Raw genomic sequence first — 14,836 nt, forward strand, 5'->3', positions numbered from 1 at the left:
GGCGAGCACCGTCCGGGCGTCACCCGGCGAGGGTGAACCCGGCGGCGCGGGGCCCGGCCACAGTGAGGACCACGGCGGCGGGAGACTCGGCCGCGGTGACGAGGACCACGGCGGCGGGTGCTCGGCGCAGTGGCGAGGACCACGGCGGCGGCCGGGCGCGGCGGAGGGGGAGCGATGGACGAGGACCTGCGCGCCGACTACACGGGCGCGGTGTACGGATCGTTGCTGGCCGCCTCCGTCGTCGCCGGGACCAGCCCGGGCAAGGACCCGCCCGCCGGCGTGGTGATCAGCCTGCTGGTCCTGGCCACCGGGCTGGTGTTCTGGATCGCCCACGTCTACGCGCGGCTGGTCGGCGAGCGCCGGCACCTCCTGCGGCTGAGCTGGCGGCAGGTGCGGGCGGTGAGCCGGCGCGAGCGGCCGCTGGTGGAGGCCGCGCTGCCGCCCGCGCTGGCGGCCATGGGAGGCTGGGCGCTCGGCCTGCCCGACTCGGTGACCGCCTGGATGGCGTTGACGACCGCGCTGGCAGGCCAGGTGACCTGGGCCACCGTCGCGGGCATCCAGGCCCGCCTGGGCAGGTACCTGATCGTCCTGGCCGCCGTGGGCAATCTGCTCATCGGGCTGCTCCTGGTCGCGCTGAAGGCCCTGCTGGCGCACTGACCCTTGGGCAAGCCGCTCCTGCCTGCACTGATCTCACCCGGAGCGGGTGAGGCCCGCCCGCCGTACGCGCGACGAAGGTGCAAGCGGTGGTGTCAGGAAGCGGCGGGACGGAAGCGAGACAGCCATGGCCGAGGCCGAGGTCAAGAAGGGCGCGCCCACGGCGCCGAGCAGGTTCGGGCTGCCGCAGGCGACCGCGCTGATCCTGGGCAGCATCATCGGGGTCGGCATCTTCAACCTGCCGTACTCGCTGGCCTCGTTCGGCCCGATCAGCATCGTCGCGATGGCCGTGACCACGGTCGGCGCGGTGGCGCTGGCGCTGATGTTCGCGTCGTTGTCGCGGCGGCTGCCCGCCGAGGGCGGCCCGTACGCCTACGCGCGGGCCGCGTTCGGCAACCGGGTCGGCTTCGCCAACGCCTGGTCGTACTGGATCACCGCGTGGGCGGGGAACGCGGCGATCGTCACCGGCTGGGTGTACTACGTCGAGAACTTCGTCAACCAGGACGGCGTGGCCGGCTGGTCCATCCTGATCGCGATGGTCGGGCTCTGGATCCCGGCCGCCGTCAACCTGTCGGGCGTGAAGAACATCGGCGCGGTGCAGCTCTGGACGACGATCATCAAGTTCGTCCCGCTGGCGATCATGTCGACGGTCGGGCTGCTGCTCATCGACCCGGCGAACTTCCAGCCGTGGAACGTCAGCGGGCAGAGCGACCTGCGGGCCATCGCCGGCGCGATGGCCATCTGCCTGTTCAGCTACCTCGGCGTGGAGACCGCCGCCGTGGCCGCGGCCAAGGTCCGCGACCCGGAGCGGAACGTGCCCCGCGCCACCGTGTTCGGCACGCTGGTCAGCGCCGTGGTCTACCTGCTGTCCCTGCTGGCGGTCTTCGGCACCGTGCCGTCGGCGATCCTGGGCGAGGAGGCGAACAAGGCGTCGTACTCGGTGGCGGCGACCACGATGGCGGGCGGCGCGAGCTGGGTGGGCGACCTGGTGGCGCTCGCGGTCATCGTCTCCGGGTTCGGCGCGCTCAACGGCTGGACGATGATCTGCGCCGAGATGCCGCTGGCCGCGGCCCGCGACGGGCTCTTCCCGCCGGCCTTCGCCAGGATCTCCAAGACCGGCGTGCCCGCCGTCGGGATCATCGCCTCCACGTCGCTGTCGTCCGTGGCGATGGCCGTCAGCTTCATGGGGGCCAGCGGGGCGACGGTGTTCAACACGCTGATCCTGATGACCGGGATCACCTCGGCCATCCCGTACGGGTTCTCGGCGCTGGCGCAGCTCAAGTGGCGCTGGCGAGATCACCGCACCCTGCACACGCCGCGCTTCGTGCGCGACGCGGTGGTCGCGGTCGTGGCCCTCATCTTCTCCGTGCTGTTCATCTGGTACTCGCGCAACACCGGGGAGACGGACTGGTTCCTGGTCTGGGGACCGTTCCTGATGGCCGCCGGTGCCTTCCTCGTCGGTATCCCGGTCTACCTGCGCATGCGCGACCGGATGAGCCCACCCCAGCAGGTCCCGCCCTATCACTGAGGAGAACGACGTCATGCCCTTCCACGTGGATTCCGAGATCGGCAGGCTCCGCCAGGTGATCCTGCACCGGCCGGGGCTCGAGCTGAGCAGGCTCAGCCCCGCCAACGTCGACGAGCTGCTGTTCGACGACATCCTGTGGGCCAAGCGGGCCCGCGAGGAGCACGACGCGTTCGCGCAGGTGCTGCGCGACCGGGGCGTGCGGGTGCACTACTTCGCCGAGCTGCTGGCCGACGTGCTGAACGACGCCGTGGCCAGGGAGTGGGTGCTGGACCGGGTGCTGACCGACGACACCGTCGGCCCCACGCTGGCCGCGCCGCTGCGCCAGCTCGCGCAGGACGTGGCGAGCGACCGGCTCGCGGAGCTGCTCATCGGCGGCGTGCTCAAGGCCGAGCTGCGCCGCGCCCACGTCAGCAGCCTGCGCTGGGAGCTGATGAACGCCGACGACTTCCTGCTGACGCCGCTGCCCAACCACCTGTTCCAGCGCGACAACTCCGCCTGGATCTACGGCGGGGTCAGCATCAACCCGATGGCCAAGCCGGCCCGGGCGAGGGAGTCGGTGCACAGCGCCGCCATCTACAAGTTCCACCCGATGTTCAAGGACCAGGACTTCACGATCTGGTACGGCGGCGACGACGCGCCCCACCAGCCCGCCACGCTGGAGGGCGGCGACATCCACGTCCTCGGCTCCGGCGCGGTGCTGATCGGGCTGGGCGAGCGCAGCACCGCCATGGGCATCGAGAACCTGGCGCGCTCGCTGTTCGCCGCCAAGGCGGCCACCAAGGTGATCGCCGTCGAGCTGCCGCACTCGCGGGCCATGATGCACCTCGACACCGTCATGACGATGATCGACTCCTCGACCTTCGTGATGTACCCGTACCTGCAGCTCCCGCTGCGCTCCTGGACGGTGCTGCCGGCCGACGACCCCGACCATCCGGCCGGGCTGCGGATCGTCGCCAACGACGACCTGCTGGAGACGCTCGCCGAGACCCTGGGCGTGGACCGCGTCTCGGTGCTGCGCACGGACGAGGACCTGCGGGCCGCCCAGAGCGAGCAGTGGGACGACGGCAACAACTTCCTGGCCGTCGAGCCCGGCGTCATCGTCGGCTACGAGCGCAACGTCGCCACCAACACCCACCTGCGCAAGCAGGGCATCGAAGTCATCACGATCGCGGGCAGCGAGCTCGGCAGAGGCCGTGGCGGACCGCGATGCATGTCGTGCCCGATCGAACGAGACCCCGCCTGAGGAGCTGTCATGACCTACAACCTGCACGGGCGCAACTTCCTCAAGGAGCTGGACTTCACGCCGGCGGAGTGGAAGCACCTGCTGGACCTGTCCGCCAGCCTGAAGAAGGCCAAGTACGCCGGGCTGGAGCGACCCGGCCTGGTGGGCAGGAACATCGCGCTCATCTTCGAGAAGACCTCCACCCGCACCCGCTGCGCGTTCGAGGTGGCGGCCCACGACCAAGGCGCGCACGTCACCTACCTCGACCCGGAGGGCTCGCAGCTCGGCCACAAGGAGTCGGTCGAGGACACCGCGCGGGTCCTCGGGCGGATGTTCGACGGCATCGAGTACCGGGGCTTCGCCCAGGAGCACGTGGAGACGCTGGGGCGGCTGGCCGGCGTGCCGGTGTGGAACGGCCTGACCGACGAGTGGCACCCCACCCAGACGCTCTGCGACATGCTGACCATGCGCGAGCACAGCAACAAGCGCGACCAGGAGATCACGTTCGCGTACTGCGGCGACGCCCGCAACAACGTGGGCAACTCCCTGCTGGTGGCCGGCGTGATGATGGGCATGGACGTGCGCATGGTGGCCCCCCGGTCGTTGTGGAACCACGAGGACGTGATCAAGCAGGCGCGTCACCTCGCCGAGCGGACCGGCGCCCGGATCACCCACACCGAGGACGTCGAGGAGGGCGTGGCCGGCGCCGACTTCCTCTACACCGACGTCTGGGTCTCCATGGGCGAGCCCAAGGAGGTGTGGGACGAGCGCATCGCGCTGCTGCGCGGCTTCCAGGTCAACGACGAGATGATCCGGGCCACCCGCAACCCGCACGTGCGGTTCATGCACTGCCTGCCCGCCTTCCACGACCGCCGCACGAAGCTCGGCGCGCAGATCTACGACAAGACCGGGATGACCGCGCTGGAGGTCACCGACGAGGTCTTCGAGTCGCACCACTCGATCGTCTTCGACCAGGCCGAGAACCGGATGCACACCATCAAGGCCGTCATGCTCGCCACCCTGGGCGCCTGAGGGGGGCGGCGTCATGCGGATCGTGGCGGCCCTCGGTGGCAACGCCCTGCTCGAACGCGGCCAGCGTCCCGACGCCTCCGTCCAGTGGGCCAACGCGGTGGCCGCGGTCACCGCGCTGGCCCCGCTGGTCGCGCGGCACGAGATCGTCATCACCCACGGCAACGGCCCCCAGGTGGGCCTGCTCGCCCTGGAGAGCGCCGCCGACCCGAGCCTGACCGTGCCCTACCCCTTCGACGTGCTGGGCGCGCAGACCCAAGGCATGATCGGCTACTGGCTCCTGCAGTCGCTGCAGAACGCCCTGCCGGGCCGCCAGGTCGCCGCCCTGATCAACCAGACGCTCGTCTCGGCCGCCGACCCGGCCTTCGCCGCGCCGACGAAGTTCGTCGGGCCGGTGTACGAGGGGGAGACGGCCCGCGAGCTGGCCCGCAGCCGGGACTGGACGTTCGCCCGCGACGGCGAGCACTGGCGCAGGGTCGTCCCCTCGCCCGAGCCGCTGCACATGGTGGAGAGCAGGACGATCCGCCAGCTGCTGACCTCGGGCGCGGTCGTGGTGTGCGCGGGCGGCGGCGGCGTGCCGGTCATCCGCAACGAGTCGGGCCTGCTGGAGGGCGTCGAAGCGGTGATCGACAAGGACCTGGCCACCGCGAAGCTGGCCGAGGCGCTGGAGGCCGACGCGCTCCTGCTGCTCACCGACGTACCGGCGGTGCAGCGGGGCTACGGCACGCCCGCGGCCGAGGTCATCGCCCGCGCCACGCCGGCGCAGCTGCGCCGCGAGCGCTTCCCCGCCGGCTCGATGGGCCCCAAGGTGGAGGCGGTCTGCCGGTTCGTGGAGCTGACCGGCGGGCTCGGCGCGATCGGCGCGCTGGCCGACACCGTCGCGATCCTCGACGGCAAGGCGGGCACGCTGGTCACCCCGGGCGGCGACTACGGGGGCCCCGGCGACCTCGGCCCCGCCCAGTGGACGGGCCTGTCGTAGCAGGCGGCCAGCACAGAGGCCAGTCATGGCAGGCGGCGCAGCACAAGGCCATGAGACGCCCGGCAGCCGGGCGTCTCATGGCCGCACCGTTTTCCGGCGGTGCTAGTAGTACATGGCCGTGTAGTAGTCGTCGTCCCGGATCGCGCCCTTGTGGTAGAGGCACAGGGCCCAGATCACCAGGACGTCCATGGCGATCATGAGCAGCGACCAGACCGGATAGTAGGGCATGAACAGGAACTGGGCGATGGCGTTCAGCGCCGCGAGCCCGATGCCCACGATCCGGGCCCAGAGCTGCCCGGTGAAGACGAAGAACCCGGCCACAGCGGCGAGGGTCCCGACGATCAGGTGGATCCAGCCCCACACGGTGACGTCGAAGGTGTAGACGTAGTCCGGCGCCACGACGTAGAACTCGCCCTGCAGGATCGCGGCCAAGCCCTCGAACGCCTGGAACATGCCGATCATCACCATCATCGTGCCGGCGAAGATCGCGCCACCCACGGCCCAGCCGCTGACGGGCTTCTTCTCCGCCGCCGATCCCGTGGAGCTGGCGGAAACTTGCTCTGCCATCGCACCCTCCTCTTGACCAGCCGGTCGTGAACCACGACTGGAGAGTCACATTCCGGGCCACCCCGTCACATCACCCGCCGAGGATGAGATGCCGGGCCGCTGTCGCCCGGTCCGGGTGAGGCGGGCCGCGGACCTGCGGCGGTTGGGTGGAGTGACACTTCGGCCCGTCAGGAGGATGGCCATGGGATGCCTGTTCGTGCTGCTCGCCGCCGCTTTCCCGCGCCTCATGCTGCTGTTCGTCTGGGTGGCGCGGCCGGCCCTGGTCGACGCCGCGTTCGACACCTGGATCATCCCGTTGCTCGGCGTCATGCTGCTGCCGTTCGCGACGCTCACGTACGTGCTCCTCTACTACCCGACGAACGGCCTGTCCGGCGGGGCGTGGGCCTGGGTGGTCTTCGCCGCGTTCCTCGACGTGCTGCACTGGGTGGCCGGCACGGTCCGCCGCCAGCGCACCGTCTACGGCTGGCGGCCCTACTAGCCCCGGACGCACACAGGCCCCCACCGGACGGCGGGGGCCTGCGGTGCCGGTCAGCTCTCTCGCATCCCGGCTTCCCTGGCCTCGCGCTTGCCGTACACGCAGAGCGTCCAGATGATGAAGATGTCGAGTGCGATGATCAGCATCGCCCAGAAGGGGTAGTAGGGGATGAAGAAGAAGTTCGCCACCGCGCTCAGCACGGCCGCGGCGATCCCCACGATGCGGGCCCAGAGCTGGGCGACCATGACGCCCCAGCCCGCGACGCCGACAGCGACGCCGAGCACCAGGTGGATCCAGCCCCAGGCGGTCACGTCGATGACGTAGACGTAGTTGCGGGTGGGCACGTAGAACTCGTTGGCGATGATGGCCGCGATGCCCTCGAGTGCCTGGAAGAACCCCACGGTGATCATCATGATGGCGGCGAACAGGGCCGCTCCCGCGACCCAGCTCTGCCTGGTCGAATAGCTCTTGCCTGTCATGCCTGTCATCTGTCGCCTCCTTGCCCGAACGACTTTTGCTGGTGCTGGGCGGCCAGGGCCGCACCGGTCGCCACGAAGTCGGCCGGGTGGATCCAGGCGTCGGTGACCGCTGTGCCGCCCGCCTCGCCGATGGCCGTCCGCAGCGGGATCGCCCAGCGGTGCTCCAGCAGGGCGATGGCGGCGGCCGAGCCGGCCGGCACGGCGTCGGCGATGGCCCAGCGCTCCTCGTCGTCGAAGAGCCCGTCGCCGATGATCGCGGCACCGGCCTCGGCGCCCTTCTCCACGCCCTTGTCACCCTCGGCGCCGAACCCCACCAGGGACCCGACGACCGCGCCGAACCTGTGCCGCTCCTCCTCCGACAGATCACTCATCTCCAGCGTGGTGAGCGCATTGTGCTCGTTCTTGCGCACCACCAGCATGTCGATCAGCCGGACGATGTCGTGCTCCCGTAGCCGGTGCAACTCGGTGAGGACCCCGCCCGTGAAGTGCGGATCCTTGAACACCACGACCAGCAACTGCAGGGGGCCGAATTCCACCTCCGGGCACCTCCTCGTCTGCTCGTTCGCCCGCCCGACGTCAGCCGGACAGGACCTGCTGCTTGGCGGTCCGGTACTCCTCCTCGCTGATGGCGCCCTGGTCGAGCAGCGCCTTCAGCCGTTCCAGCTGGTCGGCCATGCCGCCGCCGCTCTGCGGCGGGCCGGACGGCTCGTACGGGTCCTGGTCGTACTCGCCCGTCTCCTGGTGGCGTTTGCCTGCCTGGTAGGCCAGCACACCCGCGCCGGCCAGCATCGCCGCGTTGCGCAGCGGCCGCCTGCGTCTGTAGAGCAAGCCCATCGCTCTCCCGCCCTTCCCCGGTACGGCTTACTTGCCTTCTCCGTGCAGCGCCTCCTGCAGCGCCTGCTCGGTCTCGCGCGACAGGGAGGACTTCAGCACGGTGCCGCCGTACTTGCTGAGCGCGGCCACGGCCTTGTCCGGGGTCACCTTCTCCACCACCAGGAACAGCGCGGACGTGCCGGGCTGCAACATGTCGCGCACCTGCTGCTGGAAGGCCCGGTCGATGCCGGACTTCTCCACCTTGCCCATCACCGCGCCGAGACCGGCTCCCAGGGCCATGCCGAGGAACGGCACGAAGAACAGCATGCCGAACAGCAGCCCCCAGAACATGCCCCAGGTCGCGCCGCTGGCCACCGGCTGGTGGTGGGTGCTGACGTGCAGCTTGCCCTCGGCGTCGCGGGAGATCACCGCCACGGCGTCGGGCTGGATGATCAGCTCGCTGGTGAGCCGCTGAACCTCGCGTTCGGCCTCGTAGGCCGTCGACTCGTCCGGGTAGCCGATCGCGATCAGGTCCGCCATCGCACACTCCTTCCTGTCTGTTCTCCTCAGCACCCAGCAGACGCTCACCGGGGGGCCCGCATCATCACCCGCACAGGGTGAGCGGGCGCGTGTTCACCCTCGGGGGGTGATGAACGGCCGCTCCGCCGGGGGCACGTTGGGCTGCGGACGGTGACCTTGGGAGGTGCTCGCATGAACGCGGAGAGGCAACGGCTGGAGCAGTCGGCTGCGCCCGACGCCCCGTGGCGCCGGTGGGGCCCCTATCTCAGCGAACGCCAGTGGGGCACGGTCCGCGAGGACTACGGCTCCGGCGAGGCGTGGGACTACCTCCCGCACGACCACGCCCGCTCCCGCGCCTACCGCTGGGGCGAGGACGGCCTCGGCGGCATCAGCGACGACCGGCAGCGGCTGTGCCTGTCGGTGGCCCTGTGGAACGGCAGGGACCCGATCCTGAAGGAGCGGCCGTTCGGGCTGACCAACGGCGAGGGCAACCACGGCGAGGACGTCAAGGAGTACTACTACTACCTCGACAACACCCCCACGCACTCCTACATGAAGTTCCTGTACAAGTACCCGCAGGCCGAGTTCCCCTACGCCGACCTGGTGACCGTCAACGGCGCCCGGGACCGGCAGGCGTTCGAGTACGAGCTGCTCGACACGGGCGTCTTCGACGACGGCCGCTACTTCGACGTCTTCGTCGAGTACGCCAAGGCGGCGCCCGAGGACGTGCTGGTCCAGGTCACCGTGGCCAACCGCGGCCCGGAGCAGGCCGAGGTCCACGTGCTGCCGACGGTGTGGTTCCGCAAGACCTGGTCCTGGCCGGGTGGCACCGCCAAGCCCGCCCTGCGCGCGACCGGCGACTCCATCGTCCGGGCCGAGCACGAGGAGCTGGGCACGTACCACGTCTACTTCCAGCAGGGCGCGCCGCTGCTGTTCACCGAGAACGAGACGAACAACGAGCGGGTGTTCGGCAGTCCCAGCACCACGCCGTACGTCAAGGACGGCATCGGCCGGCACGTCGTCGAGGGCGCCGAGAACGCCGTCAACCCCGCCAGGACCGGCACGAAGGCGGCGGCGCACCACGTGCTGAGCGTCCCGGCGGGCGGCACGGCGACCGTGCGGCTCCGGATGACCGCGGGCGAGGTCGCCGACCCGCTCGGCGCGGCCTTCGACGAGCTCTTCGAGCTGCGGCGGGCCGAGGCCGACGGCTTCTACGCCGAGCTCACCCCGGCAGGCTCCAGCGCCGATGAGGCGGCGGTGCTCCGCCAGGCCCTCGCCGGGCTGCTGTGGAGCAAGCAGTACTACTGCTACGACGTGGACGGCTGGCTGCGGGCGCACGGGCAGGACCCGTGGACCCCGTCGGACCGGCGCAACCACGGCTGGTTCGGGATGGACGCCCACGACATCATCGTCATGCCGGACAAGTGGGAGTACCCCTGGTTCGCGGCCTGGGACCTGGCCTTCCACGCGGTCGCGCTGGCCGTCGTGGACCTCGACCTGGCCAAGCACCAGGTGGAGCTGCTGCTGGACGACAGGTACCTGCACCTCAGCGGCCAGATGCCGGCCTACGAGTGGAACTTCAGCGACGTCAACCCGCCCGTGCACGCCTGGGCGGCGCGCTTCATCTACCTGCTGGAGACGCAGCTCCGCGGCCAGGGCGACCTGGACTTCCTGCAGCGGGTGTTCCAGAAGCTGCTGCTGAACTTCGCCTGGTGGCTCAACCGCAAGGACCCCGAGGGCCGCAACGTGTACGAGGGCGGCTTCCTCGGCCTGGACAACATCGGCGTGTTCGACCGCAGCGCGCCGCTGCCCACCGGCGGCTCCCTGGACCAGGCCGACGGCACCGCCTGGATGGCCTTCTACGCCCAGAACATGTTGCAGCTCGCCGTGGAGCTGACCGGTCGCGACCCCGCCTACGAGGACCTCGCGGTCAAGTTCGCCGGGCACTTCCTGTGGATCGCCGCCGCCACCGACCGGGTGGGCGACGTCAAGGACGAGATGTGGGACGAGGCCGACGGCTTCTTCTACGACGTCCTGCGGCTGCCCGACGGCTCGGGCTCGCGGCTGCGGGTGCGCTCGCTGGTCGGGCTGCTGCCCCTGTGCGCCTCCACGGTCTTCCCGCCGCTCGCCCCCGAGGGCGAGGAGGGCCCGCTGGCCGCGAAGATCCGCCGCTTCGCCGAGCGGCATCCGTGGCTGCGCGGCGGCATGTCGGCCGCAGACCGGCAGGGCGTGGCGGGGCGGCGGCTGCTGTCGCTGCTCGACGAGGGCAAGCTGCGCCGGGTGCTGGCCCGCATGCTCGACGAGGAGGAGTTCCTGAGCCCGTACGGCATCCGTTCCCTGTCGCGCCACCACCTCGACCACCCCTACGAGTTCTGGGCGGCCGGGCAGTCCTACCAGGTCCGCTACGTGCCGGCCGAGTCCGACAGCGGCATGTTCGGCGGCAACTCCAACTGGCGGGGGCCGGTCTGGGTGCCGATGAACGCGCTGATCATCCGGGCGCTGCTGAACCTGTACGTCTTCTACGGCGACGACTTCACCGTGGAGTGCCCCACCGGATCCGGCAACCGGATGACGCTGTTCGAGGTGGGCAAGGAGCTCGCCGCCCGGCTCACCCGCATCTTCCTGCCCGACGAGGACGGCCGCCGCCCGCTGTACGGCGGGCTGCGGATCTACCAGGAGGACCCCCACTGGCGGGACCTGCTGCAGTTCCACGAGTACTTTCACGGGGACGACGGGGCGGGGCTCGGCGCCGCGCACCAGACCGGATGGACGGCCGACATCGCCGTCTTCATGATCTTTTTCGGCAACCTCTCCGCCGCCGACCTGCTGGCCGGGCACCGAACCAAGGAGCCGGGACGATGAGGAAGCAACGCGCACCGATCATCTACGAGGTCAACACCCGGGTGTGGCTCAGCGACGTGGGGCTCCGCTACGGCTGCCCGGCCCGCCTCCAGGACGTGCCGAAGGAGGCGTGGGACGAGCTGAGCCCGCCGGGGGTCGACACGATCTGGCTGATGGGCGTCTGGCAGCGCAGCCCCGAGGGCCGCGCCATCGCGCTGGCCGACCCGGAGCTGCGCAGGGGCTTCGCCGAGGCGCTGCCGGGCGTCACCGACGGCGACATCGCCGGCTCGCCGTACTGCGTGCGCGACTACGTCGCCGACGAGGGCGTGGGCGGCCCGGAGGGGCTGGTGGCGGCGCGGGCGGAGCTCAACCGGCGCGAGCTGGCCCTGCTGCTCGACTACGTCCCCAACCACGTGGCCCCCGACCACCCCTGGGTGGCCGCGCACCCCGAGTACTTCGTCCGGGGCGGCGCCGAGGACCTGGGCCGTGACCCCGCCGCCTTCCTCGAACGCGGTGGCCACGTCTACGCCAGGGGCCGGGACCCGTTCTTCCCGCCGTGGCCGGACGTCGTCCAGCTCAACGCCTTCTCCCAGGGCCTGCGCACCTCCACCGTGGACACCCTGGCCCGCATCGGCGAGTACTGCGACGGGGTGCGCTGCGACATGGCGATGCTGATGACCAACCAGGTGTTCGACAGGACCTGGGGCGCGCGGGCCGGCAGGGCGCCGGCCAAGGACTTCTGGCCGTCCGTCCTCGACCGGGTCAGGAAGCGGCACCCGGGGATGACGTTCGTGGCCGAGGCGTACTGGGACATGGAGTGGACGCTGCAGCAGCAGGGCTTCGACTACTGCTACGACAAGCGCCTGTACGACCGGCTGCTGGGCGGCGACGCCGGCTCCGTGCGGGCGCACCTGACCGCCGGGCTGTCCTACCAGCAGGGCCTGGTGCGGTTCCTGGAGAACCACGACGAGCCCAGAGCCGCCGCGACCATGCACCCGGCCAAGGCGCGGGCGGCGGCGACGATGATCGCGACCCTGCCCGGCGCGGTGCTGTGGCACGAGGGCCAGTTCGAGGGCCGGCGGGTCCGGGTGCCGGTCTTCCTCGCCCGCCGTCCCGACGAGCCCGCGGCCGAGGGCCTGCGCGCCTTCCACGAACGGCTCATCGCCGCCGTGGCCTCCTCCGGCATGCGTGACGGCGCGTGGCGCCTGCTCGACTGCCACGGCTGGCCCGACAACGGGTCCTGCGCCGGCATGCTGGCCTGGAGCTGGGCCGGGGCGGACGCGCGGCACCTCGTCGTGATCAATCTCCAGGACCGCCCCGCGCAGGCGCGCCTGCCGCTGCCCTGGCCCGGCCTGCGGGAGCGGCAGTGGATCCTGCGCGACCTGCTCACCGGCGCCGTCCACGAGCGGGCCGGGACCCCGATGCACACCGAGGGCCTGTACGTCGAGCTCGACGGCTGGGCGACGCACGTCTTCACGGTAGAGCCCGCCGCCCCCTGACCACCGATCCCACGAAGGGCGAACGACGATGGCTTACTCGATGTACGACGGAGAATCGCAGCTCGCGCCCTCCTCTCCCCCTCCCCCCGTGATCGACCTGCGCCGGCTCTGGGGCGGCGGCCTGGCCACCGCCATGGTCGCCGCGCTGGTGGCGTGGGTGGCCGTGCTCATCGCGCGGGCCGTCTTCAACGCCGAGCTGCTGACCCCGGAGAGCAGGGGGCTGACCCGCGCGTCCGGCACGACCCTGTACGTCATCTCCGCCGGCGCGGGAGCGCTCATCGCCACGCTGATCCTGCAGCTCATGGTCGCGCTCACACCGCGGCCACTGGCCTACTTCGGCTGGATCATCGGGCTGATCACGGTGGCCTGCTCCGTCCTGCCCTTCACCGTGGAGGCACCCCTGCTCGACCAGCTCCTCACGGGCTTCGCCAACCTCGCCGTCGGGCTCGTCATCGTGACGCTGCTGCCCAAGGTCGGCTACCACACGATCCGGCCGGGCGAGCCCGCTCCACCGCCCCTGCAGTGACGGCACCGGCGGGCAGGAACAGCGGCGTCACCGCCGCCGCGTCACTGCCCGCCGAACCATCCGCGGCGCCGCTCGTCCCAGCGCCGGTCCTGGCGCGCCTCGCCCTTCCGCTCGTCCTCCTCCAGCTCGGCCACGATCCTGGCCCAGCGGACGGGGTTCACCCAGACACCGGCGTCGTGCGCGCCCGTGGGGGGCGGCGGGGAGTGGCGCTTGCGCCACATGCGCCGGGCCGTCCGCGACAGCCACCAGACAACAGTGCCCAGGACGATGAGTTGGAGGAGTAGCTCCATGGTGCCTCCCTGCTTCGTGCCCGCCGGGAACGCTCGGCCGTGCCGTCGATGGCCGCAGTATCCGGCCCGTCGCAACCAGCCCGAATCACCCGCTACGGATGAAACCGCGACAGATGGGCGGTCGGCTTCACCCTCACGAGGTGATGTGTCCCCGGCTCCGCCGCGCGAGGCTGACCGGCAGGGGAGGTGGGCTCATGACTGAGGACCACGCGCCGATCCCGGCGACCGCCAAGGACAACTGGGCCCTGGGGATCGCCGCCTTCGCCGGGTGCGTGATGGTGATGATCGCGATCTTCCAGGTCGTCACCGGGATCGCCGCGCTCGTGAACGGTGAGACCTATCTGATGACCGAGCACCGGCTCCTGCTCGCCGATCCGGCGACGTGGGGCTGGGTGCATCTGGTGCTGGGAGTCCTGGTCGGGCTCGCCGCCTTCGGGATCTTCGCCGGGGTGGGCCCGGCCCGCGCCGCCGGGATCCTGCTCGCGGCGATCGGCGCGCTCGCGAACTTCCTCGACCTGCCCGTGCGGCCGCTGTGGTCGGCGGCGCTGATCGCCCTGTACGTCACGGTCATCTGGGCCCTGTCCGTCTACACGCGCCCGTACCGCGCGGACGGCTGACCCCGCCCCACCGGCACTCAAGGCGAGCGCCCGGCCCGCCGGATCACCACCGGCGGGCCGGGCGACATGCTGAGCAGGGTCGTCAGCAGGGGTCGTCAGCGGGGCGGACCGTCACCGGCGGCGACGGCTCACTCTCCTGGCCGTGCGCCGCCCGGTGCGCCGGGCCACCCTTCGAGCTCCGAACATGTCCCTACCTCCCGTCACTCGACTGCTCCAGGGCCGCCAGCCGCTCGGCCTCCTCCGCCGTGTGCAGCCCCAGCGCGATGAGGTCGAAGGGGCTGATGAAACCGTCGCTGATGCGGAAGCCGCCCGCCCGCAGCACGGCGTCCCGCAGCGGGACCGCCCAGTGGTGCTCCAGCAGGAGGAGCGCGGCCGCGCTGTCGTTGGGGATCTCCTCCAGGACGTCCCAGACCTCCTCGTCGGAGGGCATCACGTGCAGGCCCGATTCCTGGACGGTCTGGGCGCCGGCCACCGCGCCCGCCTCGATGCCCTCCTCACCCTCGATGCCGAGCCCGATGAGGGCTCCGATCTTGGTGCCGAACTCGATCGCCTCTTCCTCCGTGAGGTTGCTGAGGTGCTCGATCTCGACCTCGCCCGCCTTGTCCTTGTAGACGGCGAGCGCGTCGATCACGCGCACGGTGTCGCTCTTCCGCAGCCGCTCCAGCTCGGCGATGATCTCGCCGTGGAACTGGGGATGGTTGAACCCCAGCACGATGAGCTGGACGGGTCCGATCGCCATGTCCGCCCTCCTCTGCTTGTCGTCGGTGCGGTCAGCGTGCCGAGGACGGGGCGGGACGG

General features: G+C 71.0%; 17 protein-coding genes. 10 read left to right on the forward strand and 7 right to left on the reverse strand.

The annotated features are described in order from the left end of the window. Nucleotides 1-174 precede the first annotated feature (174 nt). From LCN96_RS34755 to LCN96_RS34775, 5 genes are all read left to right on the forward strand, one after another. The gene (locus LCN96_RS34755; RefSeq protein WP_225266662.1) at nt 175-657 is read left to right on the forward strand and encodes a hypothetical protein; all 483 of its coding nucleotides are present in this window, start codon (nt 175-177) and stop codon (nt 655-657) included. Between the two features lie 124 nt (nt 658-781). Beyond that, on the forward strand, nt 782-2,182 hold the full coding sequence (locus tag LCN96_RS34760) for an APC family permease (protein ID WP_225266663.1): 1,401 nt from the start codon (nt 782-784) through the stop codon (nt 2,180-2,182). Between the two features lie 13 nt (nt 2,183-2,195). Further along, a complete protein-coding gene (locus tag LCN96_RS34765; RefSeq protein ID WP_225266664.1) occupies nt 2,196-3,425 on the forward strand; it encodes an arginine deiminase in 1,230 nt (409 codons plus the stop codon). A gap of 9 nt (nt 3,426-3,434) precedes the next feature. After that, complete coding sequence (argF, locus tag LCN96_RS34770) at nt 3,435-4,436, forward strand: ornithine carbamoyltransferase (RefSeq protein WP_225266665.1); 1,002 nt, start codon at nt 3,435-3,437, stop codon at nt 4,434-4,436. Between the two features lie 13 nt (nt 4,437-4,449). Beyond that, entirely contained in the window at nt 4,450-5,412 is a 963-nt protein-coding gene (locus LCN96_RS34775) for a carbamate kinase (protein ID WP_225266666.1), read from the forward strand. A 102-nt stretch (nt 5,413-5,514) separates the two neighbouring features. Here the strand turns inward: LCN96_RS34775 and LCN96_RS34780 are convergent, their stop codons facing one another. Further along, nucleotides 5,515-5,979 carry a DUF7144 family membrane protein gene (locus LCN96_RS34780; protein ID WP_225266667.1) on the reverse strand — a complete coding sequence of 155 codons (465 nt, stop codon included), beginning with the start codon at nt 5,977-5,979 and terminating at the stop codon, nt 5,515-5,517. Between the two features lie 181 nt (nt 5,980-6,160). On the opposite strand from LCN96_RS34780, the gene LCN96_RS34785 reads away from it, so the two are divergent. Next, nucleotides 6,161-6,457, forward strand: coding sequence for a hypothetical protein (locus tag LCN96_RS34785; RefSeq protein ID WP_225266668.1), 297 nt, complete (start codon nt 6,161-6,163; stop codon nt 6,455-6,457). Nucleotides 6,458-6,507: 50 nt separating this feature from the next. On the opposite strand, the gene LCN96_RS34790 is transcribed toward LCN96_RS34785, so the two are convergent. The 4 genes from LCN96_RS34790 to LCN96_RS34805 are packed head-to-tail and all read right to left on the reverse strand — an operon-like array spanning nt 6,508 to nt 8,286. Continuing rightward, complete coding sequence (locus tag LCN96_RS34790; RefSeq protein ID WP_225266669.1) at nt 6,508-6,942, reverse strand: DUF7144 family membrane protein; 435 nt, start codon at nt 6,940-6,942, stop codon at nt 6,508-6,510. After that, nucleotides 6,939-7,469 (reverse strand): hypothetical protein, encoded by a 531-nt coding sequence (locus tag LCN96_RS34795; protein WP_225266670.1) that lies wholly within the window; start codon nt 7,467-7,469, stop codon nt 6,939-6,941. The genes LCN96_RS34790 and LCN96_RS34795 overlap by 4 nt, the downstream gene beginning before the upstream one ends. Nucleotides 7,470-7,509: 40 nt before the next feature. Beyond that, nucleotides 7,510-7,767 carry an SHOCT domain-containing protein gene (locus LCN96_RS34800; RefSeq protein WP_225266671.1) on the reverse strand — a complete coding sequence of 86 codons (258 nt, stop codon included), beginning with the start codon at nt 7,765-7,767 and terminating at the stop codon, nt 7,510-7,512. Nucleotides 7,768-7,794: 27 nt separating this feature from the next. After that, nucleotides 7,795-8,286 (reverse strand): DUF1269 domain-containing protein, encoded by a 492-nt coding sequence (locus LCN96_RS34805; protein ID WP_225266672.1) that lies wholly within the window; start codon nt 8,284-8,286, stop codon nt 7,795-7,797. Between the two features lie 171 nt (nt 8,287-8,457). On the opposite strand from LCN96_RS34805, the gene LCN96_RS34810 reads away from it, so the two are divergent. The 3 genes from LCN96_RS34810 to LCN96_RS34820 are packed head-to-tail and all read left to right on the forward strand — an operon-like array spanning nt 8,458 to nt 13,131. Continuing rightward, nucleotides 8,458-11,127: an MGH1-like glycoside hydrolase domain-containing protein gene (locus LCN96_RS34810; RefSeq protein WP_225266673.1), complete on the forward strand. Its 2,670-nt coding sequence runs from the start codon at nt 8,458-8,460 to the stop codon at nt 11,125-11,127. Continuing rightward, complete coding sequence (locus LCN96_RS34815) at nt 11,124-12,605, forward strand: alpha-amylase family protein (RefSeq protein WP_225266674.1); 1,482 nt, start codon at nt 11,124-11,126, stop codon at nt 12,603-12,605. Before LCN96_RS34810 ends, LCN96_RS34815 begins: the two co-directional genes overlap by 4 nt. Nucleotides 12,606-12,645: 40 nt before the next feature. Beyond that, complete coding sequence (locus tag LCN96_RS34820) at nt 12,646-13,131, forward strand: DUF6069 family protein (protein ID WP_225266675.1); 486 nt, start codon at nt 12,646-12,648, stop codon at nt 13,129-13,131. Nucleotides 13,132-13,172: 41 nt separating this feature from the next. Here LCN96_RS34820 and LCN96_RS34825 read toward each other — a convergent pair whose 3' ends face one another. Next, entirely contained in the window at nt 13,173-13,421 is a 249-nt protein-coding gene (locus LCN96_RS34825) for a hypothetical protein (protein ID WP_225266676.1), read from the reverse strand. A gap of 194 nt (nt 13,422-13,615) precedes the next feature. Here LCN96_RS34825 and LCN96_RS34830 point away from each other — a divergent pair, with 194 nt between their 5' ends. After that, entirely contained in the window at nt 13,616-14,038 is a 423-nt protein-coding gene (locus LCN96_RS34830) for a DUF7144 family membrane protein (RefSeq protein ID WP_225266677.1), read from the forward strand. Nucleotides 14,039-14,228: 190 nt separating this feature from the next. Here LCN96_RS34830 and LCN96_RS34835 read toward each other — a convergent pair whose 3' ends face one another. Further along, nucleotides 14,229-14,777, reverse strand: a complete 549-nt coding sequence (locus LCN96_RS34835) for a hypothetical protein (protein ID WP_225266678.1) — start codon at nt 14,775-14,777, stop codon at nt 14,229-14,231. Between the last annotated feature and the right edge of the window lie 59 nt (nt 14,778-14,836).

The organism is Nonomuraea gerenzanensis, assembly GCF_020215645.1.
GTDB classification, from domain to species: Bacteria; Actinomycetota; Actinomycetes; order Streptosporangiales; family Streptosporangiaceae; genus Nonomuraea; species Nonomuraea gerenzanensis.

What these genes read in the sequence shown, in the direction of transcription:
- LCN96_RS34755 (WP_225266662.1), top strand. Translation starts at nt 175, where the DNA reads ATGGACGAGGACCTGCGCGCCGACTACACGGGCGCGGTGTACGGATCG.
- LCN96_RS34760 (WP_225266663.1), top strand. Translation starts at nt 782, where the DNA reads ATGGCCGAGGCCGAGGTCAAGAAGGGCGCGCCCACGGCGCCGAGCAGG.
- LCN96_RS34765 (WP_225266664.1), top strand. Translation starts at nt 2,196, where the DNA reads ATGCCCTTCCACGTGGATTCCGAGATCGGCAGGCTCCGCCAGGTGATC.
- argF (WP_225266665.1), top strand. Translation starts at nt 3,435, where the DNA reads ATGACCTACAACCTGCACGGGCGCAACTTCCTCAAGGAGCTGGACTTC.
- LCN96_RS34775 (WP_225266666.1), top strand. Translation starts at nt 4,450, where the DNA reads ATGCGGATCGTGGCGGCCCTCGGTGGCAACGCCCTGCTCGAACGCGGC.
- LCN96_RS34780 (WP_225266667.1), bottom strand. Translation starts at nt 5,979, where the DNA reads ATGGCAGAGCAAGTTTCCGCCAGCTCCACGGGATCGGCGGCGGAGAAG.
- LCN96_RS34785 (WP_225266668.1), top strand. Translation starts at nt 6,161, where the DNA reads ATGGGATGCCTGTTCGTGCTGCTCGCCGCCGCTTTCCCGCGCCTCATG.
- LCN96_RS34790 (WP_225266669.1), bottom strand. Translation starts at nt 6,942, where the DNA reads ATGACAGGCATGACAGGCAAGAGCTATTCGACCAGGCAGAGCTGGGTC.
- LCN96_RS34800 (WP_225266671.1), bottom strand. Translation starts at nt 7,767, where the DNA reads ATGGGCTTGCTCTACAGACGCAGGCGGCCGCTGCGCAACGCGGCGATG.
- LCN96_RS34805 (WP_225266672.1), bottom strand. Translation starts at nt 8,286, where the DNA reads ATGGCGGACCTGATCGCGATCGGCTACCCGGACGAGTCGACGGCCTAC.
- LCN96_RS34810 (WP_225266673.1), top strand. Translation starts at nt 8,458, where the DNA reads ATGAACGCGGAGAGGCAACGGCTGGAGCAGTCGGCTGCGCCCGACGCC.
- LCN96_RS34815 (WP_225266674.1), top strand. Translation starts at nt 11,124, where the DNA reads ATGAGGAAGCAACGCGCACCGATCATCTACGAGGTCAACACCCGGGTG.
- LCN96_RS34820 (WP_225266675.1), top strand. Translation starts at nt 12,646, where the DNA reads ATGTACGACGGAGAATCGCAGCTCGCGCCCTCCTCTCCCCCTCCCCCC.
- LCN96_RS34825 (WP_225266676.1), bottom strand. Translation starts at nt 13,421, where the DNA reads ATGGAGCTACTCCTCCAACTCATCGTCCTGGGCACTGTTGTCTGGTGG.
- LCN96_RS34830 (WP_225266677.1), top strand. Translation starts at nt 13,616, where the DNA reads ATGACTGAGGACCACGCGCCGATCCCGGCGACCGCCAAGGACAACTGG.
- LCN96_RS34835 (WP_225266678.1), bottom strand. Translation starts at nt 14,777, where the DNA reads ATGGCGATCGGACCCGTCCAGCTCATCGTGCTGGGGTTCAACCATCCC.